Here is a 21,748-nt window from a genome sequence, read left to right as displayed (position 1 = left end):
CCATCCAACGCGTCCGCACGCCGGAGATCGCTGATCTCCCTGGGAAACACCCCGTCTTCTTCCAAAAGGTGACATATGCCAAGGGGAGCCAGGAATCCCGGTCAAACCCGATAGAGTGACCCTTCCAGAATATAGTTCGGGGAGCGTGGATGACGAAGTTCGATGAGGCGACGCGGGCGGTCCGGGTGGACGAGACCACCTACGACGTGTACCTGGACCCCGGATACGCCGTCGGGGGGCCGCTCAACGGGGGCTACCTGCTGGCCGTACTGCTGCGCGCCGTCGTGGACGCCTCCCCGCACGAGCACCCCGTGACCACCAGTGCGCAGTTCCTGCGCGTCGCCCCGCCCGGCCCCGCCAGGGTGCGGCTCGAACCGCTCAAGTCGGGCAGGACCGTCACGATGACCAGGGCGACCCTCCTGCAGGACGACGTCCCGCTGATCGAGACCCTCGTCACGACCGCCACCCTGAACGACGTCGCCCCCGACTGGAGCGACGGTCCCTCGGCGACCATGCCCCCCATCGAGGAGTGCTTCAGGCCGCCCGTCCCCGATTCCGGTTCGGGCATGACGCTCAACGAGCGGATGGAACTGGCCTTCGACCCGCCGACCGTCGGCTGGCTCGACGGCAGGCCCACCGGGCGTCCCGAGGCCCGCGCCTACTTCCGGCTGGCCGAGGGGAAGGAGCCCGACCCCTACGTGCTGGCGATGGCCGTCGACTGCCTGCCGCCGGTGGTCTTCTCCGCGGGCGCTCGCGGCTGGGCGCCGACCGTGGACCTCACCTGGCACCTGCGCGCCCTGCCCGCCCCCGGCTGGCTCACCCTGCTCGGCGGCGGACGGCTGATCGGCGACGGCTGGTTCGACGAGGAGGTCGAGGTCTGGGACTCGGCCGGACGCCTCGTCGCCCAGTCGCGGCAACTCGCCAGGGTGGGGCGCGGCTGATCTTTTCGCGATGATTGATCGTGTTGTGAGGATTCTTACCGTGAGCGGTCGTCCCAGGTCGCCTAACCTTGGGAACCGTGTCGCAAGCAAGCATTGGAATCTTCGACAGCGGGGTCGGCGGCCTGACGGTGGCCAGGGCGATCATCGACCAGCTGCCGAGCGAGTCACTCCTCTACGTGGCGGACACCGCACGCCAGCCGTACGGGCCGAAAAGCATCGCGCAGGTGCGGGCCTACGCCCTTGAGGTGATGGACCACCTCGTCGAGCACGACGTCAAGATGCTGGTGATCGCGTGCAACAGCGCGAGCGCGGCGGTGCTGCGGGACGCCCGCGAGCGTTACGACGTGCCGGTCGTCGAGGTCATCCAGCCCGCGACGCGCCGGGCCGTACAGGCGACCAGGAACGGCAGGGTCGGGGTGATCGGGACCAGGGCCACGATCGAGTCGATGGCCTACCAGGACGCCTTCGCCGCCGCCCCGGACGTCAGGCTGACCGGGGTGGCCGCGCCCCGCCTGGTGGAGTTCGTCGAACGGGGGGAGACGACGAGCGAGGAGGTCATCGAGGCCATCCGGGAGTATCTCGAACCCGTGCTGCGCGACGGCTGTGACACCTTGATCCTGGGCTGCACCCACTATCCGCTGCTCACCGGCCCCATCTCCTACGTCGCGGGCAACGGCGTCACGCTGGTCTCCAGTGCGGACGAGACGGCCAAGGACGTCTACCGCGTCCTGCACGACCGTGGCATGGCCGCGACCGGCGGCCCCGCCGCGCACAGGTTCACCACCACCGGGGACACCGACCTGTTCGCCAGGCTCGGCCAGCGTTTCCTCGGCCCGGAGATCCAGGCGGTCGAACTCGCGACGGTCGGTGACGGCGCCGGGGACGGCGGGCCCGTCAGGGGAAACGGGCAGCGGGTCCACCGGATGACCCGCTGAGGTGGGAGCCCCCGGTGGCACGCGACGTAACGTGACAGACAGCGAGTAGGAGGCCGCCGTGAAACTGACGATCATCGGATGCTCCGGGAGCTTCCCGGGCCCTGACAGCCCCGCCTCCTGCTACCTGCTGGAGGCCGAGGGGTTCCGCATGCTGCTGGACTTCGGCAACGGCTCGCTCGGCGCGCTCCAGCGGCACATCGGCCTCTACGACGTGGACGCGATCTGCCTGTCCCACCTGCACGCCGACCACTGTCTCGACATCTGCTCCTACCACGTGGTGCGCACCTACTCCCCGCACGGCCCGCTGCCCCGCGTGCCGGTCCACGCCCCCGCGGACGCGCCTGGGCGCCTGGCCGCCGCCTACGGCATGCCCGGCGAGCCGGGCCTGGAGACGGCCTTCGACTTCGTACGGCTGTCGCCCGGCGTCTTCCAGGTCGGCCCCTTCGAGGTGACGGCCGCCAGGGTGAACCACCCGGTCGAGACCTACGGCTTCCGCGTCTCCCACGGCGGCCGTTCCGTGGCCTACTCGGCGGACACCGGGGAGTCCGCCGAACTGGTCAAACTCGCCTCGGGGGTGGACGTGTTCCTGTGCGAGGCCTCCTTCGTCGAGGGCCCCGACCTGCCCGCCGACCTGCACCTGACCGGCCGCCAGGCCGCCGAACACGCGGCGGCGGCGGGCGCGGGCACCCTGGTGCTGACCCACCTGGTCCCCTGGAACGCCACCGAACGGGTTCTCGACGAGGCGTCGCGGGGCGGGTTCGCGGGCCGGATCGAACTGGCCCGCAGCGGCGCCCACTACGACCTGGAGGCGTGAAAGGCCCTAGGGTGAGGTCCATGGCTCGCGCAGATGGACGTTCTCCCGATCAGCTCCGCCCCGTCACCATCACCCGTGGCTGGCTCGCCCACGCAGAGGGGTCGGTGCTCGTCGAGTTCGGCGGCACCAGGGTGCTGTGTGCCGCCTCCGTGCAGGACAACGTGCCCCGCTGGCGCAGGGGCAGCGGCCAGGGGTGGGTGACCGCCGAGTACGCCATGCTGCCCAGGGCGACCAACACCCGCAACGACCGTGAGTCGGTGCGCGGCAGGATCGGCGGAAGGACGCACGAGATCTCCCGCCTCATCGGCCGTTCCCTGCGGGCCTGCGTCGACTACAAGGCGCTCGGCGAGAACTCCGTGGTGATCGACTGCGACGTGCTCCAGGCAGACGGCGGCACCCGCACGGCCGCGATCACCGGCGCCTACGTCGCCCTCGCCGACGCGGTGCGGTGGATGCGTGAGCGGAAGATGTGCGCGGGTGACCCGCTCATCGACTCCGTCGCCGCCGTCTCGGTCGGCGTCGTCGGCTCCACGCCGCTGCTCGACCTCTGCTACACCGAGGACGTCGCCGCCGAGACCGACATGAACGTGGTGATGACCGGAAGCGGCCAGTTCGTCGAGGTCCAGGGCACCGCCGAGGGCAAGCCGTTCGACAGGGCCGCCCTCGACGAACTGCTCGACCTCGGCGCCGCCGGATGCGTGGAGCTGACCCGCCTGCAGCGCGAGGTGCTGGCGTGAGCTCCTCGATCAAACTGGTCCTGGCGACCAGGAACGCCGGGAAGATCGCCGAGCTGCGCCGGATCCTGGCCGACGCCTCGATCACGGCCGAGATCCTCGGGCTTGAGGAGTTCCCCGAGATCGGCGACGTCGCGGAGACCGGCCTGACCTTCGCCGAGAACGCCCTGCTGAAGGCGGGCGCCGTCGCCGAACAGTCGGGACTGCCCGCCATCGCCGACGACTCCGGCCTGTGCGTCGACGCGCTGAACGGCATGCCGGGCATCTTCTCCGCCCGCTGGGCGGGCAGGCACGGCGACGACCAGGCGAACCTGGAACTGCTGCTCGCCCAGGTGTCCGACGTGCCGGAGGAGCACCGGGGCGCCCACTTCGCGTGCGCGGCGGCGCTGGCGCTGCCCTCCGGTGAGCAACGCATCATCGAGGGCACCCTGAACGGGGTGATCATCGACGCCCCGCGCGGCGCCAACGGCTTCGGCTACGACCCGATCTTCGTGCCCGAGGGCGAGAGCCGTACGACCGCCGAGCTCTCGGCCCAGGAGAAGAACGCCATCAGCCACCGGGGCCGTGCCTTCCGCGCCCTGGCCCCCGTCATCGCGGAACTCCTCGGCTGAGGACGCGCGCCGCGACCGGCGCGTGGACAGGCGTAACGTCGCAGGCATGGAGAGCAACAGACGTGCGCCCGGGTGGGCGGGCCCGCTGATCGGCCTGGTTTCCTGCGCGGCGGCGCTGGGGGTCTCCCTGCTGGCCGCGGGGCTGGTCAGGGCGTCCGCCTTCCCCGTCGTCGCGGTCGGTGACGCCGTCGTCGACCTCGCCCCCGCGGGGGCGAAGGAGTTCGCGATCCGCGTCTTCGGGGAGAACGACAAGAACGTCCTGGTCGCGGGCATACTCGTGGTCCTCGCCGTGATCGCCGCGGCCATCGGGACGCTGGCCCTGCGCGACCTCAGGTACGGCACCGCGGGGCTGGCGGCCTTCGGCGTGGTCGGCGTCTCGGCCGCCCTGACCCGGCCGGACGCGGGTGTCCTGGACGCCGTTCCCACGCTCGCGGGGGTGGTCGCCGGCATCGCCACCCTGCGCCTGCTGACCGGGCGCGCCCTGCGGGGCCCGGCCTCCACGACCTCCGGGGAGGGCGCCGCGATCGACCGGCGCGGACTGCTCATCGGGGCGGCGGGTGGTCTCGCGCTGGCCGGGGTGAGCGGCGTGATCGGCCAGGCGCTGACGTCGGGACGCTCCGCGGTGAGCGCGGCCAGGGCCTCCCTGAGGCTGCCCGGGCCCGCGACCCCGCTTCCCCCGATCCCCGCCGGGGCCGACCTGAGGATCAAGGGACTGTCGCCGTTCGTCACCCCGAACGCGGACTTCTACCGGGTGGACACCGCCCTCGTGCTGCCGCAGGTCGACCCCCGCTCCTGGACCCTCAGGATCCACGGCATGGTGGACAGACCCGTCGAACTGACCTTCGCCGACCTGCTGAAACGGCCCGTGGTCGAGGCGGACGTCACGCTGTGCTGCGTCTCCAACGACGTCGGCGGCCCCTACGTCGGCAACGCCAGGTGGCTGGGGGCCGACCTGGCGGGGGTGCTGCGCGACGCGGGCGTGCACCGGGACGCGGACATGCTGCTGAGCACCTCGGCCGACGGCTGGACCTGCGGCACCCCGGTCGACGTCGTCCTCGACGGCCGTGACGCCCTGCTGGCCTTCGCGATGAACGGTGAGGCGCTGCCCTTCGCGCACGGCTTCCCGGTCCGCCAGGTCGTGCCCGGCCTGTACGGATACGTCTCGGCGACCAAGTGGGTGACCGACATCAAGGTCACCCGTTTCGATCGGGACGAGGCCTACTGGACTCCCAGGGGGTGGGCGGCGAAGGGACCCGTGAAGACCGAGTCGCGCATCGACCTGCCCAGGGACGGGGCCGACCTGCCCGCGGGCCGTACGGTGATCGCGGGGGTCGCCTGGGCACAGCACAAGGGGATCGACGCGGTCGAGGTCAGGATCGACCGGGGGCCGTGGCGCCAGGCGAGACTCGCCCAGGCGCCGACCGCCGACACCTGGCGCCAGTGGGTGATCGACGACTGGGACGCCACCCCGGGCGAGCACACCATCGAGGTGCGGGCGACCGACGCCACCGGCTACACCCAGACCGCCGAACGCGCCCCCGTGGGCCCCGACGGCGCCACCGGCTGGCACACCGTGGACGTCCGGGTCACCTGAGCCGGGGACGCTCCTTCCAGATCTGGTCAACTCACCGGTGCCGTACGGCGGAGCGCCCTAACATCGGCCCGAAACGAGGCCGAGGGGGACCGGTGGAACAGGCGTTTTCAACCGCGGTATTACAAACGGGGACGTACAACCCCGTGGTGACCGCGGACGGGCAGCGGTGGCGGGACTTCGAACTCGACCCGCGTTCCTCGGTCGTCGTGGCGCCGCCCAGGGAGCCGGAGCGGGTTCCGTGGCGGCCGGTCAGGCTGGACCGGTGCAGGCCGTACGGCGCGGTGGGCGGGCTGGTGATGCCGGACCCGCAGATCCAGGAGGACCTGCTGTGCTCGGTGCCGGTGACCGAGGAGGGAACGCCCACGCGCTTCCCCGACCCCCGGGGAGAGTGGATCAAGGCGATCAACGGGGCCGGAGCGGCGGACGACCCGTTCCGGGCGACCAACTCCCTGGACTGCGCCCTGTCGGTGCTGTCCACCTGGTACGGGACGCCGGTCGTCGCCGCGCCGAGACGGCCGGAGTACGACCGGGCCGGCAGACCCCTGCTGACCGGGGAGGAAGGCGGGGCGGCCCGCGCGGAACGGTGGCTCGGGCAGCGCTTCCAGTACCTCGGGCAGGGAAGACAGGCCTACGACCCGATCGGGCGGGCGCTGCTGGCCGGTGGCCACGGATCCGCCGCGATCATCGTCAACCGCTGGCCCGGGGGCGGCAGCCACGCCTGGAACGCGGTGAACGCGTCCGGAGAGGCGCTCTGGCTCGACGCGCAGCTCGGAAACCTCGCGGATGAGCCGCTCTACAAGTCCGTGACCGGGGTGTTCTGCGTGATCCTCGACGCGGAGGGACGCAGGCTGTGAACCTCGAACAGGCCAGGGCGGTCGCGGAGGAGTACTTCAACGGCGTCAGAGGCCTCGACGCCGCCGTGGAGATCCGGATCTACGACTTCGCCGAGGGATACGTCGCCTGGGCCAAGGAGCCCGAGCCCGACGACCCCGGAGTGCCGCCCGACACGGTCGGCGGCGGATGCCTGGTGATCGACAAGGCCACCGGGGAGATCACGATCAGACCCCTCCTCAACCCGGAGACCATCGCCGACCAGCACCCCGGATGAACCGGGCGGAGGGCCGGGGCACCCCGTGAGGCGCCCCGGCACCGGTCAGCCCGCGGCCAGGGCGTCCACGACCGAGGCCCGAGCGGCCTTGCGGGCGGGCAGCACGGCGGCGAGCACGCCCGCCAGACCGGACAGCACCACGAACGCCAGGACCTGCGGCACGGGAACGGTGAACACGACGCCGGTCGTCGCGGTCCGTGCGGCGGCCCAGCCGAACACGACACCGAGCACCACCCCGACCAGCGCCCCGATGAGCCCCAGGATCAGGGCCTCGACCGAGAGCATCGCCCGCAGCTGGGACCGGGTCAGGCCCAGCGCCCGCAGCAGCGCAGACTCCCTGGTCCGCTCGTGGACCGACAGGGACAACGTGTTGGCGATCCCCAGCAGCGAGATCAGCACCGCCAGCCCGAGCAACCCTGTGATGATCATCACGCTCATGTCGAGCGCCTCGTCGAACCCGCTCCTGACCTCCGTGGAACTGGCCACCTTCGCCGTCGGGTACGGCTGCGCCGCCGCCTCGACCACCTTGCGCGTCACGTCGGAGGCGACCCCCTCCTTGGCGTTGACCAGGATCCGGCTGTCATCGACCACGCCGAAGTAACGGTCGAAGTCGGCCGAGGGAACCGTCAGCTCCGCCAGGCCCGTCTGATCGGCGTCGAAGACCCCGACGACCGTGAGTTCGACCCGGCCCGCCTTCTTCGTGCGCAGCGGAAGCCGGTCGCCGACCGCGACCTTGAGATTCTTGGCCACGTAGCCCGCGACCGCCACGGTCCCCGGCTTGAGCGCGCCGACCGACCCCGAGGTGAAGGCCGGGGCGAAGTCCCGGGTGGCGGCGAACGTTCCCGCCTGGTAGAGGGCGTCTTCGTCACCGGCCTTGACGTCGGTCTGGCGGATCGCGACGACCGAGGTCAGCTCCGGCCTGGTCCGCAGGTTCTCCGCCAGGTCACGCGGCAGACGCGACTCGCGGTCCTGGGCCTGGACCATGTAGTCGACGGGGAACTGCTCGTCGAGCTTTTGGGAGTAGGTCAGCCGCAGCGTGCCGGTGAGCACCGAGATGAGCGTCATCAGCGTCACGCCGACGGTCAGCGCCACCGTCGTGGTCGCGGAACGCCGCGGGTTGCGCCCCGAGTTGTCCAGCGCGAGCCTGCCCGGCACCCCGAAGAGCCTGCCCGGCAGCCAGCCCACGAAGGCGCCCAGCGGCCTGACGATCACCGGCCCGAGGATCAGCACCGCGAAGAACACCAGCGCGCCGCCGGCCATCACGGTGAACAGCGCCGCCTGGCCGGGATCCGTCGTCACCCCGACCACGGTGACCGCGACCCCGGCGACCAGGAACAACGCCGCCATGACCACCCGCACGACCCCCGCCCTGAAGGTGTGCTCCTCCACCTGGGCGCGCAGCGCGGCGATCGGCGCCACCCGCGTCGCCGAACGCGCGGGCAGCAGGGCCGCCCCGACCGTGACGACCATGCCGACCGCCACGGCCAGCGCCACGGTGAACGGCGTCAGGGTCGCGGTCGCCTCGGGCAGCGGAGCGCCGGAGGTACGCAGCACCACCATCGCCCCCGCGCCCATGCCGTACCCGAGCAACAGGCCGAGCAGCGACGACATCAGGCCCACCACCGCCGACTCCAGCAGGACGGAGCCGAACACCTGCCCGCGCGTCGCGCCGATGCAGCGCAGCAACGCCATCTCCCGGGTCCGCTGGGCGACGAGGATGTTGAAGGTGTTGTAGATGACCAGCGCCGCGACGAACATCGCCACCAGGCCGAACAGCAACAGACCCATCGTGAGGAACTGGCTGTCGGCGCCGTTGGCCTTCACCATGTCGTCGGCGTACCGCTTGCCGGTCTTCACCTCGTAACCGGCCCCGAGGGTCTTGACGACCGCGGCGCGCGCGTCCTCCTGGGAGACCCCCTCGGCCGCCGCGACGTCGATCTCCCGGTAGCCCTTCTCACCGGTCATCGCCCTGGCCGTCTCGGTGACGAAGCCGACCGCGCCGGTGTAGGCCAGCTCCTGGTCGAGGCCGACGTCGAACAGCCCGACCAGCGTGAACTCGTGACTGACGTTCTTGGAGTCGAGCACCGCGACGGTTTCTCCGACCTTGAACCCCCGCGTCTTGGCGGTGTTCTTGTCGAGCACGACCTGCGTCGCGGTGCTCGGCGCCGAACCGCTGACGATGGAGGTACGGCTCAGCGGCCCCTGGACGATGGAGACCCCCGAGGTCGGGTAGTCACCGGCGGCCTTGCCGTCCTTGCCGATCAGCGCGGAGGTGCCCCGTACGAGGCCCTGGGCCTCGGCGACGCCGCCGACGGCGCGGACCTTCTCCAGCACGGCCTGGGGAACGTCCCCCTTGCCGGGGGAGGGGAGCACGGCGACGTCGATCTTGTCGGCCGCCGCGCCGAACTTCTGGGTGAAACCGGCCTGCATGGTGTCGGTGAGCACGAACGTGCCCGCGATGAAGCCGACCCCGAGCGCGATGGCCAGCGAGGTGAGCAGCAGCCGCAGCTTGCGTGCCCTGAGCCCGGCGAAGGTCGTCTTGAGCACCTTCAGGCCTCCAGCTTCATCAGCGTGTCCAGCACGCTCTGCGGGGTCGGCTGGAACAGCTCACTGACCAGCAGGCCGTCCCGCAGGAAGATCACCCGGTCGGCGTACGACGCCGCGACCGGGTCGTGGGTGACCATCACGATCGTCTGGTTCAGCTCACGCACCGACGTGCGCAGGAACGACAGCACCTCGGCGCCGCTGCGCGAGTCCAGGTTGCCGGTCGGCTCGTCGGCGAAGATGACCTGCGGCTTGCTGATCAGGGCGCGGGCGACCGCCACCCGCTGCTGCTGGCCGCCGGACAGCTCGCTGGGCCTGTGCCCGAGCCGCTCCCGCAGGCCGACGGTCTCCACGACCCGGTCGAACAGGACCTGGTCCGCCTGCCGCCCGGCGATCTCCAGCGGAAGCCTGATGTTCTGCTCGGCGGTCAGCGTCGGCAGCAGGTTGAACGCCTGGAAGATGAACCCGATCCGCTCGCGGCGCAGCAGCGTCAGCCGTTTGTCGTCGAGACCCGTCAGCTCGACCTCGCCGATGTGCACCTGCCCGTGGGTGACGGTGTCCAGACCGGCCAGGCAGTGCATCAGCGTCGACTTGCCGGACCCGGAGGGCCCCATGATCGCGGTGAAGGCACCCGCCGCGAAGGAGACGTCCACTCCCCGGAGGGCCTCCACGGCCGCGTCTCCCTGGCCGTAGACCTTGGTCAGGCCCCTGGCCACCACGGCCGCCGCCGTGTCCCTGCGCGCGTGCCCCGCGCCGACCTCTCCGGTGATGGTCACGTCTCTGTCTCCTTGCCAAAAGCGTTTCTTGCGAACTGGAAGAACGCTATTGGCGCAGGGCAGGGCCGTTCATCGGCCTGCGGGACAGAGTCGGTCTCCGCCGAAGGAGGCTTGTTCCCGGGCGACTACGACCCGTGACGTAGCCCCCGTATCGGCCATTCGGCCGAGCCGGGGACCTGTATCGCGGGGACGGCTCACGAAACGCCCCGAGTGGGAAGGGCTCACGAATCCGTCGAGTGCGGCGTCACAAGCCCGGACTCGTAGGCGTAGACCACCACCTGGGCCCGGTCCCGCAACCCCAGCTTCGCCAGCACCCTGCCCAGATGCGTCTTGACCGTCGCCTCCGCCAGGTCGAGCCGCTCGGCGATCTCCCCGTTGGACAGACCGCGGGCGACCAGCACCAGCACCTCCCGCTCCCGCGCCGTCAGGCCACCGAGCACCGTCGGCTCCGACGTACCCGGCGAGGGAAGATGCACGGCGAAGCGCTCCAGCAGCCGCCTGGTCGTGCTCGGCGCGACGACCGCGTCCCCGCTGTGCACCGAATGGATGGCGCTGACCAGGTCGGAAGGCGGCACGTCCTTCAGCAGGAACCCGGAGGCCCCCGCCTTCAACGCCGTGAACGCGTAGTCGTCCAGATCGAACGTCGTCAGGATCAGCACCCGCGGCCCGTCCTCGGCGGCGCGGATCAGACGGGTCGCCTCGACGCCGTCCATCACCGGCATCCGCACGTCCATCAGCACCACGTCGACACCGCCGCCCCTGGCCACCTCGACCGCCGCCGCCCCGTCACCCACCTCGGCGACGACCTCGATGTCCGGCTGGGCGTTCAGCACCATGCGGAACCCGGCCCTCAGAAGCGCCTGGTCGTCCACCAGCATCACGCGAATCACCGGCCACCCACCTTCCCACCGGGAAACCGCTCCCCGGCACCCTTCCGCCCGGCCTCCCTCACGCGGCCCTGCTCCTGCCCATCTCGCCGATCGGCAACCGCGCCGTCACCCGGAACCCGCCACCGGGGCGCGGACCCGCCTCGACGCTTCCGCCGAACATCGCCGCCCGCTCCCGCATACCGACCAGGCCGTGCCCGTCCACACTCCGCGGCGCCGCCGCGCCCCGCCCGTCGTCGGTCACCCGGACCAGCAGCTCACGCGGACCGTACTCCATCTCGACCACCGCGCTGCTGCCGGGGCCGCCGTGTTTGAGCGTGTTGGTCAGCGCCTCCTGGACGATCCGGTAGACCGTCAGCTGCTCCCCCTCGGGCAGACTCTGGGCCGGGCCGGTGACCCGCAACTCGACAGGCACCCCCGAGGCGCACACCTGGGCCACCAGGTCGTCCAGCTGCGACAGGCTCGGCTGCGGAGCGTACTCCTCGCTCCTGCCCTCCCCGGAACCCTTCTCGAGGGAGCCCGCCCCGGACACGCCGTCGGTGCGCAGCACACCGACCATCCTGCGCATCTCGGCCAGCGCCTGCCTGCCCGTGTACGAGATGGCCCGCATGGCCTCCCTGGCCTGCTCGGGATCGTTGTCGATCGCGTACCCCGCGCCGTCCGCCTGAACGATGATCACACTCACGTTGTGCGCGACCACGTCGTGCAGCTCACGGGCGATCCTGGTCCGCTCGGCCGCGGCGGCCAGCCGTACCTGCTGGTCACGCTCGTGCTCGGCCCGTACGGCCCGCTCCTCGAGGCTCAGCAGATAACGGCGGCGGGTGTTGGCGTAGATGCCCGCGATCCAGATCGCCACCACGAACACGGAGAGGCTGGCCCAGCTCACGAAATCCGGATATGTCACGAGTCGCCCGAAGGAAAGGGCCAGCCCCAGCTCCGCCACCAGGCCCGCGGCGACCGCCCAGCGCAACAGGCGCCGCGCGGCCACGGCGTACATGGCGATCAGCACGGACACGTTGAACGCCAGAGGATCGACCCCGGCGAGCCACTGCAGGAAACTCCCCAGCGAGACGGCCGCGAAGACCCCCAGAGGATGCCGCCGCAGCCACAACAGCGGAACCACGACCATCAGCCCGAACACCAGGATCGCCCACGGCCCCGTCACGACCCCCGGCCACGGCACACTCCTCGCCCCCGAACCCGTCAGGTTCGCGACGAACCACCCGTTCGCCACCGAGATCGCGGCGAAAGGCACCAGCCAGAGAGCATCCACGGCACCGGGATGCCGACGGCTCCAGTCGAGTAATCTGCCGAACACGTCACCACGATACGTATACGCAGATCAATGCCCTTCCCCCTCAGGGCGGAACCGCGCCTACGACCCAGGTCGCATCTCCAGGGCCCTTACACCCCTCTTACGCCCCTGCGGGCACCATGGTTTTCGGGAGCACCCTCCGGGGTGAGTAAAGGGAGAGATTGTTTGTGATGGCGGATCACAACAATGCCGGGCCGCGCGATGAAGAGGACGCATCGCGCGGCCCGTCGTCATTCCCGGCCCCCCGCTGACGGGCCCCTCTCAACCTTTTCCGACCCCCGGCCTGTCCGGGGAACGGCCGCGCGCGTGCGGCTACCGTGTCCTGGGGCCGGAGGGAAGGTCCCCCACCGGGGAGGACTCGACATCGGCGATCTCCACACGGCCGTTCCGGGAGGGAACGACTGGTGGGGGGAGGCCGTCGGCGGAGGCGCGGAGCAGGCGGAGGGCCTCGCGGAGGGCGGCGGATCGGGAGGGGGCCCTGCCCTGGGTGACGTACGCCTCGACGAAGGCGGCGTCCTGAGGGGCCAGGGTGACGCTGACGGTCACCGGGGCGAACGCCTGCGTTTCGTTTTCCATTTTATTGTGGGGCCGATGGGATTCGAACCCATACTGCGCGCCACCTAAAGACGCTGCCTCCTGCCGTTGGGCTACGGCCCCTTTGTTTTTTCCCGCGAAGTTCTCTGTCTGAGAGTGGCAGTTCGGGCAGAGGAATCGCAAGTTGTTTATTCTGTTGTCGAGCCAGTCGCCGTTGAGATGGTCGACGTGCAGCGTGAGGGGCGCGCCCTCCCAGGTGCCCTCGATCTTACAGGCACCGCACCGGTAGGGCACCCCGGCTTCCTGGAGCGCACGGCGGAGCATCGGGGGCTTGGTCCTGAGGGATCCGGACGGACGGATCAGGAGGATCTCCTCGGGGGGCAGGCGTCGGGGGGAACGACGTCCACGGTGATGGGCCTGGCCGCGGAAGTGTGAGGTGTCGATGCCGAGGCGTTTCAGTTGGCGGCTGATGTGCGCGTGGTTTCCGCCCGCGATCGTGATGCCGAGGCGGCGCAGGACGCCGGTGACGCTGAGGGAGGCGGCCGCGGCCTCGGCCAGCATTTCTGGGGTGTATTTGTACTTCGCCGGCATGCCCCGAGGTTACGGAAAGAGACCGACAATTCCTGGGGCATGCACCAATCACATTAAATGGCGAAAAAAGGGGATCAGTCCACACCGAGTTCGCGGCGGAGGCGGGCCACGTGACCGGTCGCCTTCACGTTGTAGAGAGCCTTCTCGATCTTCCCGTCCGCGTCGATGACGAAGGTCGAGCGCAGCACGCCCACGGTGGTCCTGCCGTACATCGTCTTCTCACCGTAGGCGCCGTAGGCCTGGTGGACCTCCAGGCCGGGGTCGGACAACAGGGGGAAGGTCAGGGCGTCGTGCTCGACGAACTTGGCGAGCTTGGCCGGGGTGTCCTTGGACACACCGAGTACGGCGAAGCCCGCGGCGGCCAGGGATTCGAGGCTGTCGCGGAAGTCGCAGGCCTGCTTGGTGCACCCGGGGGTCATCGCGGCGGGGTAGAAGTAGAGGATCACACGTTTGCCGCGGTAGGCGTCGAGGGAGACGGTGCTGCCGTCGGCGGCGGGGAGCGCGAAGTCCGGGGCGGCGTCGCCGGGCTCTAGTTTCATGGGTTTCCTCCGTGGACTCGTTCCCGGGTCAACTTACCGGCCTGCCCGAAGTGCCGCGGGCGGACCGGACCTGACAGACTGATCAATGTCAAGGGTGACGAGAGGAGATCCGATGGCGGACACCGATCCCGCGGAGCTTGAGCGGAGGATCGAGCGGACCCGCGCGGAGTTGGCCAAGACGGTTGACGCCATCGCCGACCGGGTGAGCCCGAAGAACGTCGCGCGCAGGACCGTCGCCAAGGCCGAGACGAGCGCGAGGCGGTTCCTGGTCTCGGTCGGAGACAAGGTGGGGGACGTGGTCGGGGTCACGCCGCGTCCGGTCAAGCCGGGGGACGAGCCGCAGGGCCTGTGGGCCGAGGAGGAGCCGAGCCTGGCGCCGGTGCTGATCGGCGTGGGCGCCGTGCTGGCGGTCACCGCGGTGGTCATGCTGTGGCGGCGCCGCCGCCGTTGAGGCGGGCGGGCCGGGTCACAGGAAGGTGCGGCCCTCACCGCGGTAGGTGGGGACGGTCTCGACGACCTCCTCGCCTTCGATCAGGTGCAGGGCGGTGAAGCGCTCGCACAGTTCACCGGCCTTGGCGTGCCGGAACCAGACCCGGTCGCCGGTCCTCAGGTCGTGCGCGGCGGGGCCGAGGAGCGGGGTCTGGACCTCGCCGGCGCCCTCACCGGGGGCGTAGCGCAGGCCGTGGGGCAGGTAGGGGTGGGGGAGGCGGTCCCGCCCCGGAGGACCTGAGGCGTGGTAGCCGCCGCCCAGGACGGTGACGACGCCGGGGGCGGGGCGGCGGACGACGGGCAGGGCGAACATGGCGGCGGGGCGTCCGGTGAAGCCGCGGTAGAAGTCGAACAGGCGAGGGTGGAAGAAGCCGGATCCCGCGGCGACCTCGGTGACGGCTCTCTCCCTGGCGGTCAGGTCGATGCTGCCCGTGCCTCCGCCGTTGACGAACTCCAGGTCGGCCAGCTGGGCGACGGCCTGGACGACGCGGCCCCTGCGGACGAGGAGTTCGCGGCGGGAGCGGGCCTGCATGAGGCGGACGGCCCGGGTGAGGGCGGGGTTGCCCGGCTGGTCGTCGCCGACTCCGGCGATCTGGGCCTCGTAGGCCATCACGCCGACCAGGCGGAAGCCGGGGCGTTTGGCGATGGTGGCCGCCAGTTCGGCCGCCTGGTCGGGCCTGCGTACCGGGGAGCGGTGCGCTCCGGCCCTGAATCTGCCGCGGAAGGCCACGAACCCCGCATCGATGTCGAGACATATGCGGATCTCGTGGCGGTGGGGGAGGTCGCTGATCGCGGCGTCCACGAGGTTCAGGTGGTCGGCGCTGTCGACCGTCAGTGTGATCTCCCGTGCCGCCACGGGGTCGGCGGCCAGTTCGGTCAGCGCGGCCCTGTCGGTGGTGGGGTAGGCGACGAGCACGTCCCGCAGTCCGTTCGAGACCAGCCAGAGGGCCTCGGGCAGGGTGAAGGCCATGATTCCGGCGAAGCCGTCCATGGCGAGGATCCGTTCGAGCAGGGGCCTGGAGCGGATGGACTTGCTGGCGACCCTGATCGGTTTGCCGCCCGCCCGCCGGGCCATGGCGGAGGCGTTCGAGCGCAGGGCTTCCAGGTCCAGCACGGCGAACGGAGGATCCAGGTGCGCTGTCGCCCGGTCGTAGCGCTGACGGTCGTCCATGCCCGCAGAATAGCCGTAAAACGACTAATATGAGCAGTGTTCATGTTGAGATGCCGGCGGTAAATTCTCCGGCCAGGGCGACTCCTGGATCGTGAAAGTCGCCGCTTCACCCCCGCGCGACGACTCTGGGACGCGTAGACCTGTCCAGGTGATGAGCACTCTCCAGGACATCATGGCGGGGACGGGCGGAACCACGGCGGGGGAGCACCTGCACGCCGTCCGGCGCAGATCGGTACGGCTGCTGCGGCCCGAGCGCAATCCGGCGGGCCTGGTGGCCGCCGTACTGGTCACGGCGACGTTCTCGGCCGCGGCCTGTGTGACGGCGGGGCTGACGATGGGCTCCCCGATGGGGCGGGTGCCGTACCGCAGGATCGCCGAGGGGATCGGGGCGGCCAGGTGGTCCGACCCCGCGGTCTTCGCCGTGGCGCTGGCGGTGACGGCGGCCGGGATCGTGCTGTTCACCCTGGCCGTACTGCCGGGCAAGACCCGGCTGGTGCCGCTGGAGTCCGCGGACTCCCGGATGGTGATCGGCCTGACCAGGGCGGGGCTTCGCCGTACGCTGCGGGCGGCGGCGGAGTCGGTCGACGGGGTCGGGCGGGCCCGGGTACGGCTCGGCTCGCGTGACATCGAGGTCACCGTGTTCACCGACGCCGACAGGACGGGCCACCTGCTGCGTCAGGTGGGCATCGTCGTGGGCGACCGGCTGACGGCCCTGGGTGCGATGTGCGCGCGCGAGATCGTCGTACGGCTGTGCAGGAGGGGAGGCTGATGCGGGCCTACCTGGACAACAGGATCGGCCTGGCCCTCACGGGGGTGACGCTGGCCGGGGCGGGGATGTACGCCTGCCTGCGGGGGCAGGGAAAGCTCTCCTCCCAGCCACGGGACGACCGGATCGTGAGCAGGGGGCTGCCCTCCTACCTGGAGCAGCACGCGTGGCTGGGGTGGCTGGCGGCGTTGCTACTGGTGGTGCTGGCGCTGCTGTCGATCAGGTGGCTGCTGCGCGCCCTGGGCTGGGGACGGGTGGGGCGCCGCAGCGCCACCGGTACGGCCATGCTGGGGGTCGCGGTTAAAGAAATCGAAGGGCTCGTCCGAGTTGGCGTCAGGCACGCGAAGGATGATCGTCTGCGCGTCGCGATCACCTGCGGGCCGGCCACCGACGTCGGCAGGCTCGTCGCGCGGCTGAACAAGGACGCGGTCGCCAAGGTCCGCAGGACGATAGGGGACGAGAACCTCGGCGCCTGGGTCAGGCTGCACGTCCGGGGCCGCTGACCCCGCCGGTCTCGGTGCCGCCGGTTCCTGGACGGCCGGGGCGGCGGGGGCACGACCCCGTACGGCGAAGGCGAGCCCCGCGGCCAGGCAGGCGAACGGGACGGCCGGGACCACGTAGCGGTGGTCGAAGGCCGCGATGAAGGGCGGCAGGGCCAGCAGTACGGCCCCCGCCGCCCACGGCAGCAGCACGACCCCGCCGAGCCGCCGCCCGTTGCGCAGCACCCCGGCCAGCCCGGCCAGCACGATCACGGCGAGGACCGGGCCGCGCAGGAAGCCGTGCTCCTGGTAGGCGCGCAGCCAGCCCGCGTACGGTTCGACGAGACGGGTCTCGCCGGAGGCGCCCTGGTAGGCGACGGTCAGTTCCTCGGCGGTCCTGCCCTGGGAGGCCGCGCCGGTGGGGAAGGGCCTGGCGGCGGCGGGGAAGACGTAGGCGCTCTGCGGGCCGGGGGTCGGGTAGACCCTGCGCTCCCAGTCGAAGACGTGGGCCACGTCGGTGAGGCCCGCGGTGAGGAAGTCGAGCGGCTGCGCCCTGATGGCCTGGGCCGCGAAGGCGCCCGCGAGCCTGTCACGCTCGGCCCAGGTGCCCTTGACCTTGTTCAGCGGTGAGGAGGCGTCCCAGATGTAGACGGGCGGGGCCTTGCGCTCTGCGACGGGGACGGTCGGGCACAGCGCGGCCTCGGGACCGGCGGGTTTGATCCTGGCACAGTCGGCGAAGGTCATGGTGCGCGCCCAGAGGAAGGCGTTTCCCCTGGTCAGGCCGTAGTTTCCGTACTCGGAGGCGAACCAGGCGGCGTAGCCGCCCAGACCGATCGCGCAGGCGAGCGCGGTGGCCGTGACCGCCCGCCATCCGGATCGTCCGATCACCATGCACACCAGCACCACGAGGGCCAGCGGCAGCCCGATCGTCCTGGTCACGGTCGCCGCCGCGAGCAGGAGCCCGGCAAGCAGCGCCGCCCACGCCGGCGGGCGCCGTCGCCACATCACCAGCGTGACCGCCGCGACCACGAGGAACTCCATCGGCAGGTCCGCCATGACGAGGTGTTCGAGCTGGACCTGGTGGACGTCGAGCAGCACGGGGAGCGTGATCAGCGTCGCCCCCCACCCCGGCAGCCCTCCCCGGCGGCGTAGCAGGAGGTAGACGCACAACGCCGTGGCGAGCCCGAGCAGGTGCTGGATCACCACGACCGCCTGGACGCTGGACAGCGGGCGCAGCGCCCACAGCAGCAGGGAGTAGCCGGAGGGGCGAGACTCCATCGGGCGGGGGTCGAGCCCGGCGCCGAGGTAGACGAAGGAGTCGGCCCAGAACCACAGTGTGGGCCGGTAACCGAGCACGGCCAGCGCGCGCACCCCGATCCCGGCGAGCAGGGCCAGCGCGAAGAACCAGTGAGAGCCACGGGAGCCGCGGGAACCATCGTGGTCACGGTGGTCGCCGGGGAGGGCGGACGCGCGGTGGCGGGCCCGGCCTCCCGGACGTGTCTTCTCCGGCTGTGAGACCTCCGTCGGCACGACGTCCTCCCGACTCTCGGTGACAGCGGCACCCAGCATAGGGGCGCTACGGCGAGTGGCCGGGCGAGATGTCAAAGTTAGTGGAGTTTGACGTGTTTGCCGGGAAGGCGGGTCAGCATTCGATGACGTTCACCGCCAGGCCGCCCCTGCTCGTCTCCTTGTACTTGTCGAGCATGTCGCGCCCGGTGTCACGCATCGTCTTGATCGCCTTGTCCAGTGAGACGAAGTGGCGGCCGTCGCCGCGCAGCGCGATCCTGGCCGCGGTGATGGCCTTGATCGAGGCCACCGCGTTGCGTTCGATGCACGGGATCTGCACCAGGCCGCCGATCGGGTCGCAGGTCAGCCCCAGGTTGTGCTCGATGCCGATCTCGGCGGCGTTCTCCACCTGCTCGGGGGTGCCGCCGAGTGCCTCGGTCAGCCCGGCCGCCGCCATCGAGCAGGCGGAGCCGACCTCGCCCTGGCAGCCGACCTCGGCGCCGGAGATGGAGGCGTTCTCCTTGAACAGCACGCCGATCGCCCCCGCGGTGAGCAGGAAGCGCACCACCCCGTCGTCATCGGAGTTCGGGACGAACCGGTCGTAGTAGGTGAGCACGGCCGGGACGATGCCCGCCGCGCCGTTCGTCGGGGCCGTGACGACCCGTCCGCCCGCGGCGTTCTCCTCGTTCACCGCGAGGGCGAACAGCGAGACCCAGTCCATCGCGTGCAGCGGGTCCTTCTCCGCGGCCTCGCTCTGCAGCCTCCGATGGAGCTGGTGGGCCCTGCGCCTGACCTTCAGGCCGCCGGGCAGCACGCCCTCCTTGGCGATGCCGCGCCCGACGCACTCACTCATGACGCGCCACAGGTTCAGCAGCCGGTCGCGGATCTCCCGTTCGGACAGGCCGAAGGCCTTCTCGTTCTCCAGCATCAGCCCCGAGACGGAAAGACCCGTCTCCGTGCAGTGGCCGAGCAGTTCGGCCGCCGTGGTGAAGGGGTACGGCAGGACGGTGTCGTCCGGTTTGATGCGGTCGGCGCCGGTGGCGTTCTCGTCGACCACGAAGCCGCCGCCGACCGAGTAGTAGACCTTCTCCCGCAGGACGTCGCCGGTCTCCCCGAAGGCGGTGAACCGCATGCCGTTCGGGTGGTGCGGCAGGGAGATCTTGCGTTCGAAGACGAGATGCTCACCCACCACGAACGGGATCTCGCGGGAGCCGTACAGCTGGATCGTTCCCGAGGCGCGCATGGCGGCCAGTCGTTCGTCGACGGTGTCGACGTCGACGAGTTCGGGTTTGTCGCCGGTAAGGCCGAGAAGGACGGCCTTGTCGCTGCCGTGACCCTTGCCGGTCAGGCCGAGCGAGCCGTAGAGGATGACCTCGACCCGGGCGGTCTTGTCGAGCAGGCCGTCGTGGTCGAGCCCTCTGGCGAACCTGTGGGCGGCGGCCATCGGGCCGCCGGTGTGCGAGCTGGACGGGCCGATACCGATCTTGAAGAGGTCGAAGACGCTGATCGCCATTGATCTGTCCTGCCTTTGCGCTGTCCCGCGGTCGTGATCACGCGCGCCGGTGGACGCGCGTGATCACGACGCAAGATTAGATATTTCAGGATTCGCCCGAAGTGAGTGCCGTGTACTCCTCGGGGGACAGCAGGTCCTCCGGGTCGCCCTCAAGCCGGACGCGGAACAGCCAGCCGTCGCCATAGGGGTCACTGTTGACCAGCGAGGGGTCGTCAACGACGGCCTCGTTGACCTCGACGACCTCACCGCCGACCGGCGCGAAGATGTCGCTCACCGACTTGGTCGACTCGACCTCGCCGACCGCCTCACCCACGGAGATCGAAGAACCGGCTTCGGGCAACTGGACGAAGACCACGTCACCGAGGGCGTTGGCGGCGTAGGCGGTGATGCCGACGGTCAGGGTCAGGCCGTCATCGATGCCCGAGATCCACTCGTGCTCCTTGGTGTAGTGCAGCTCCTCGGGAATGTCACTCACTTTTTCCTCCTGTAGAAAGGCAGCTCAACGACCTCGACCGGTTCGTGGCTGCCCCGGATGTCCACGGCCAGTCCAGCGGACGTTTCGTTGTCCACGTAGGCCATGGCGATCGGCCTGCCCAGAGTCTGGGAAGGCGCTCCGCTGGTCACCTCTCCGACGACGGTGCCGTCGCCGGAGACCACCGGATACCCGTGGCGGGGCACCCTGCGGCCGGTCGCGATCAGTCCCACCAGGCGGCGGGCCGGGGGGACGTCCTTGAGCGGCTCAAGGGCGGCCCTGCCGACGAAGTCGCCTGATTTGTCAAACCTCACCACACGGCCGAGCCCCGCGTCGAACGGGGTGAGATCAGCGGAGAGCTCGTTGCCGTACAGCGGCATCCCCGCCTCAAGACGGAGGGTGTCACGCGCCGACAGCCCGGCGGGCAGCAGGCCGTACGGCTCGCCCGCCTTGGTGAGCGCGGCCCACAGCGGCTCGGCGTCGTCGGCGGCGACGAACAGCTCGAAGCCGTCCTCGCCGGTGTAGCCGGTGCGGGCGACGAGGGCGGAGAGCCCGGCGACGGTCGCGGGAAGGCCCGCGTAGTACTTCAGGCCGTCGAGGTCGGCGTCGGTGAGCCCGCCCAGGATCTCGCGGGAGCGCGGCCCCTGCACCGCGACCAGCGCGTACTGCTCGGAGCGGTCCTCGACCGCGGCCTCGAAGGCCCCGGCGCGCTCGGTCAGCTCGGCGGCGACCCGGGGATAGTTGGAGGCGTTGGCGACGACCATGTACTCCTGGTCGGCCAGACGGTAGACGATCAGGTCGTCGAGCACGCCGCCCTGGGGATCGACGATCATCGTGTAGCGGGCGCGTCCCGGCTCAAGGGCGGAGATGTGGCCGACGAGCGCGTAGTCGAGGGCCTCGCCCGCCTGCGGGCCCGTCACGAAGATCTCCCCCATGTGGGAGAGGTCGAACAGGCCGGCCGCCTGACGGACCGCGTTGTGCTCGGCGGACTCGCTTCCGTAGCGCAGCGGCATCAGCCAGCCCGCGAAGTCGGTCAGCGTCGCGCCGAGGGCCTCGTGAACACCGCGCAGCGGCGTGGGTCGGGACATGTTCGCACCTCAGACAGGGGTCGGATGAGAAGCATCCTCCCCCTCTGTCATGGATGCCTGAGAGCTTCGCCCGATTTTTGCCGGACTTTCACCTTCGGCGAGGCCGTACGGCCTGCTTTCCAGAGGCACCTACCCACGCGGTCCTTTGCCTTGAGAGGTTTGCGGGGAGGGCTTGCTCCTTCAGGGGTCCTGGCCTGGATGTCAGGACGCTCTCCCGCGCGGGCTCGTCGGTGTCCCGGCCAGCCTAACCGTAGGCGAGGGCCGAGCGAAATCCCCGGGTCAGGACAGAGTGTCCGGTTAGGCGTGATCATGACGGCTCTCGCATAACCTGAAGGTGCAGT

21 protein-coding genes, 1 tRNA gene, 1 pseudogene and 2 riboswitches are annotated in these 21,748 nt (G+C 70.6%); of the genes and pseudogenes, 10 read left to right on the top strand and 13 right to left on the bottom strand.

All coding sequences use genetic code 11. The annotated features are described in order from the left end of the window. Positions 1-149: 149 nt before the first annotated feature. From ACFYY8_RS00710 to ACFYY8_RS00675, 8 genes are all read left to right on the top strand, one after another. Entirely contained in the window at positions 150-941 is a 792-nt protein-coding gene (locus tag ACFYY8_RS00710; protein ID WP_390035748.1) for a thioesterase family protein, read from the top strand. A gap of 77 nt (positions 942-1,018) precedes the next feature. Beyond that, entirely contained in the window at positions 1,019-1,876 is an 858-nt protein-coding gene (murI, locus tag ACFYY8_RS00705) for a glutamate racemase (RefSeq protein WP_390035746.1), read from the top strand. 58 nt (positions 1,877-1,934) lie between these two features. Beyond that, the gene (locus ACFYY8_RS00700; protein WP_390035744.1) at positions 1,935-2,690 is read left to right on the top strand and encodes an MBL fold metallo-hydrolase; all 756 of its coding nucleotides are present in this window, start codon (positions 1,935-1,937) and stop codon (positions 2,688-2,690) included. A gap of 20 nt (positions 2,691-2,710) precedes the next feature. Further along, on the top strand, positions 2,711-3,427 hold the full coding sequence (rph, locus tag ACFYY8_RS00695; protein ID WP_390035742.1) for a ribonuclease PH: 717 nt from the start codon (positions 2,711-2,713) through the stop codon (positions 3,425-3,427). Continuing rightward, positions 3,385-4,035, top strand: a complete 651-nt coding sequence (locus ACFYY8_RS00690) for an XTP/dITP diphosphatase (RefSeq protein ID WP_390035740.1) — start codon at positions 3,385-3,387, stop codon at positions 4,033-4,035. The genes rph and ACFYY8_RS00690 overlap by 43 nt, the downstream gene beginning before the upstream one ends. 46 nt (positions 4,036-4,081) lie before the next feature. Then, positions 4,082-5,629 carry a molybdopterin-dependent oxidoreductase gene (locus ACFYY8_RS00685; protein ID WP_390035738.1) on the top strand — a complete coding sequence of 516 codons (1,548 nt, stop codon included), beginning with the start codon at positions 4,082-4,084 and terminating at the stop codon, positions 5,627-5,629. A 146-nt stretch (positions 5,630-5,775) separates the two neighbouring features. Next, positions 5,776-6,483 carry a toxin glutamine deamidase domain-containing protein gene (locus ACFYY8_RS00680; protein ID WP_390035736.1) on the top strand — a complete coding sequence of 236 codons (708 nt, stop codon included), beginning with the start codon at positions 5,776-5,778 and terminating at the stop codon, positions 6,481-6,483. After that, on the top strand, positions 6,480-6,737 hold the full coding sequence (locus tag ACFYY8_RS00675; RefSeq protein WP_390035734.1) for a hypothetical protein: 258 nt from the start codon (positions 6,480-6,482) through the stop codon (positions 6,735-6,737). Before ACFYY8_RS00680 ends, ACFYY8_RS00675 begins: the two co-directional genes overlap by 4 nt. A gap of 45 nt (positions 6,738-6,782) precedes the next feature. Here ACFYY8_RS00675 and ACFYY8_RS00670 read toward each other — a convergent pair whose 3' ends face one another. The 8 genes and pseudogenes from ACFYY8_RS00670 to bcp form a co-directional block, all read right to left on the bottom strand. Then, positions 6,783-9,284: an ABC transporter permease gene (locus ACFYY8_RS00670; RefSeq protein WP_390035732.1), complete on the bottom strand. Its 2,502-nt coding sequence runs from the start codon at positions 9,282-9,284 to the stop codon at positions 6,783-6,785. Between the two features lie 2 nt (positions 9,285-9,286). Continuing rightward, positions 9,287-10,057, bottom strand: a complete 771-nt coding sequence (locus ACFYY8_RS00665) for an ABC transporter ATP-binding protein (protein ID WP_390035730.1) — start codon at positions 10,055-10,057, stop codon at positions 9,287-9,289. 221 nt (positions 10,058-10,278) lie between these two features. Then, positions 10,279-10,947, bottom strand: coding sequence for a response regulator (locus ACFYY8_RS00660; protein ID WP_390035728.1), 669 nt, complete (start codon positions 10,945-10,947; stop codon positions 10,279-10,281). A gap of 58 nt (positions 10,948-11,005) precedes the next feature. After that, positions 11,006-12,262 (bottom strand): sensor histidine kinase, encoded by a 1,257-nt coding sequence (locus tag ACFYY8_RS00655; protein ID WP_390035726.1) that lies wholly within the window; start codon positions 12,260-12,262, stop codon positions 11,006-11,008. 309 nt (positions 12,263-12,571) lie between these two features. Then, positions 12,572-12,835: a type II toxin-antitoxin system ParD family antitoxin gene (locus ACFYY8_RS00650; protein WP_390036942.1), complete on the bottom strand. Its 264-nt coding sequence runs from the start codon at positions 12,833-12,835 to the stop codon at positions 12,572-12,574. 7 nt (positions 12,836-12,842) lie between these two features. Further along, a tRNA-Leu gene (locus tag ACFYY8_RS00645) sits at positions 12,843-12,916 on the bottom strand. 30 nt (positions 12,917-12,946) lie between these two features. After that, positions 12,947-13,117 (bottom strand): annotated as a pseudogene (locus ACFYY8_RS00640) (HNH endonuclease); the annotation flags it as partial. A 341-nt stretch (positions 13,118-13,458) separates the two neighbouring features. After that, positions 13,459-13,923: a thioredoxin-dependent thiol peroxidase gene (bcp, locus tag ACFYY8_RS00635; RefSeq protein ID WP_390035724.1), complete on the bottom strand. Its 465-nt coding sequence runs from the start codon at positions 13,921-13,923 to the stop codon at positions 13,459-13,461. 112 nt (positions 13,924-14,035) lie between these two features. On the opposite strand from bcp, the gene ACFYY8_RS00630 reads away from it, so the two are divergent. After that, positions 14,036-14,374, top strand: coding sequence for a DUF3618 domain-containing protein (locus tag ACFYY8_RS00630; protein WP_390035722.1), 339 nt, complete (start codon positions 14,036-14,038; stop codon positions 14,372-14,374). Between the two features lie 15 nt (positions 14,375-14,389). Here the strand turns inward: ACFYY8_RS00630 and ACFYY8_RS00625 are convergent, their stop codons facing one another. Then, complete coding sequence (locus ACFYY8_RS00625; protein ID WP_390035720.1) at positions 14,390-15,583, bottom strand: amino acid deaminase/aldolase; 1,194 nt, start codon at positions 15,581-15,583, stop codon at positions 14,390-14,392. A gap of 151 nt (positions 15,584-15,734) precedes the next feature. Here ACFYY8_RS00625 and ACFYY8_RS00620 point away from each other — a divergent pair, with 151 nt between their 5' ends. Continuing rightward, positions 15,735-16,352 carry a DUF6286 domain-containing protein gene (locus ACFYY8_RS00620; protein ID WP_390035718.1) on the top strand — a complete coding sequence of 206 codons (618 nt, stop codon included), beginning with the start codon at positions 15,735-15,737 and terminating at the stop codon, positions 16,350-16,352. A 188-nt stretch (positions 16,353-16,540) separates the two neighbouring features. Here the strand turns inward: ACFYY8_RS00620 and ACFYY8_RS00615 are convergent, their stop codons facing one another. From ACFYY8_RS00615 to gcvT, 4 genes are all read right to left on the bottom strand, one after another. Then, the gene (locus ACFYY8_RS00615; protein ID WP_390035716.1) at positions 16,541-18,358 is read right to left on the bottom strand and encodes a hypothetical protein; all 1,818 of its coding nucleotides are present in this window, start codon (positions 18,356-18,358) and stop codon (positions 16,541-16,543) included. Between the two features lie 112 nt (positions 18,359-18,470). Then, complete coding sequence (locus tag ACFYY8_RS00610; RefSeq protein WP_390035714.1) at positions 18,471-19,847, bottom strand: L-serine ammonia-lyase; 1,377 nt, start codon at positions 19,845-19,847, stop codon at positions 18,471-18,473. Between the two features lie 85 nt (positions 19,848-19,932). Continuing rightward, on the bottom strand, positions 19,933-20,322 hold the full coding sequence (gene gcvH / locus ACFYY8_RS00605; RefSeq protein ID WP_390035712.1) for a glycine cleavage system protein GcvH: 390 nt from the start codon (positions 20,320-20,322) through the stop codon (positions 19,933-19,935). Then, positions 20,319-21,407 (bottom strand): glycine cleavage system aminomethyltransferase GcvT, encoded by a 1,089-nt coding sequence (gene gcvT, locus ACFYY8_RS00600; RefSeq protein ID WP_390035710.1) that lies wholly within the window; start codon positions 21,405-21,407, stop codon positions 20,319-20,321. The genes gcvH and gcvT overlap by 4 nt, the downstream gene beginning before the upstream one ends. Before the next feature lie 41 nt (positions 21,408-21,448). After that, a riboswitch (glycine riboswitch) is annotated at positions 21,449-21,533 on the bottom strand. Positions 21,534-21,535: 2 nt separating this feature from the next. Continuing rightward, positions 21,536-21,634, bottom strand: a riboswitch (glycine riboswitch). Positions 21,635-21,748: the final 114 nt, after the last annotated feature.

It is taken from the genome of Streptosporangium sp. NPDC001559, from assembly GCF_042893955.1.
Lineage (GTDB): Bacteria > Actinomycetota > Actinomycetes > Streptosporangiales > Streptosporangiaceae > Streptosporangium.
This window is presented reverse-complemented; position numbering and strand designations above follow the sequence as displayed.

Bases quoted from the DNA above. Each gene is read 5' to 3' on its own strand.
- ACFYY8_RS00710 (WP_390035748.1), top strand. From the start codon at position 150: ATGACGAAGTTCGATGAGGCGACGCGGGCGGTCCGGGTGGACGAGACC.
- rph (WP_390035742.1), top strand. From the start codon at position 2,711: ATGGCTCGCGCAGATGGACGTTCTCCCGATCAGCTCCGCCCCGTCACC.
- ACFYY8_RS00690 (WP_390035740.1), top strand. From the start codon at position 3,385: ATGCGTGGAGCTGACCCGCCTGCAGCGCGAGGTGCTGGCGTGAGCTCC.
- ACFYY8_RS00685 (WP_390035738.1), top strand. From the start codon at position 4,082: ATGGAGAGCAACAGACGTGCGCCCGGGTGGGCGGGCCCGCTGATCGGC.
- ACFYY8_RS00650 (WP_390036942.1), bottom strand. From the start codon at position 12,835: ATGGAAAACGAAACGCAGGCGTTCGCCCCGGTGACCGTCAGCGTCACC.
- bcp (WP_390035724.1), bottom strand. From the start codon at position 13,923: ATGAAACTAGAGCCCGGCGACGCCGCCCCGGACTTCGCGCTCCCCGCC.
- ACFYY8_RS00630 (WP_390035722.1), top strand. From the start codon at position 14,036: ATGGCGGACACCGATCCCGCGGAGCTTGAGCGGAGGATCGAGCGGACC.
- ACFYY8_RS00625 (WP_390035720.1), bottom strand. From the start codon at position 15,583: ATGGACGACCGTCAGCGCTACGACCGGGCGACAGCGCACCTGGATCCT.
- ACFYY8_RS00620 (WP_390035718.1), top strand. From the start codon at position 15,735: ATGAGCACTCTCCAGGACATCATGGCGGGGACGGGCGGAACCACGGCG.
- ACFYY8_RS00610 (WP_390035714.1), bottom strand. From the start codon at position 19,847: ATGGCGATCAGCGTCTTCGACCTCTTCAAGATCGGTATCGGCCCGTCC.
- gcvT (WP_390035710.1), bottom strand. From the start codon at position 21,407: ATGTCCCGACCCACGCCGCTGCGCGGTGTTCACGAGGCCCTCGGCGCG.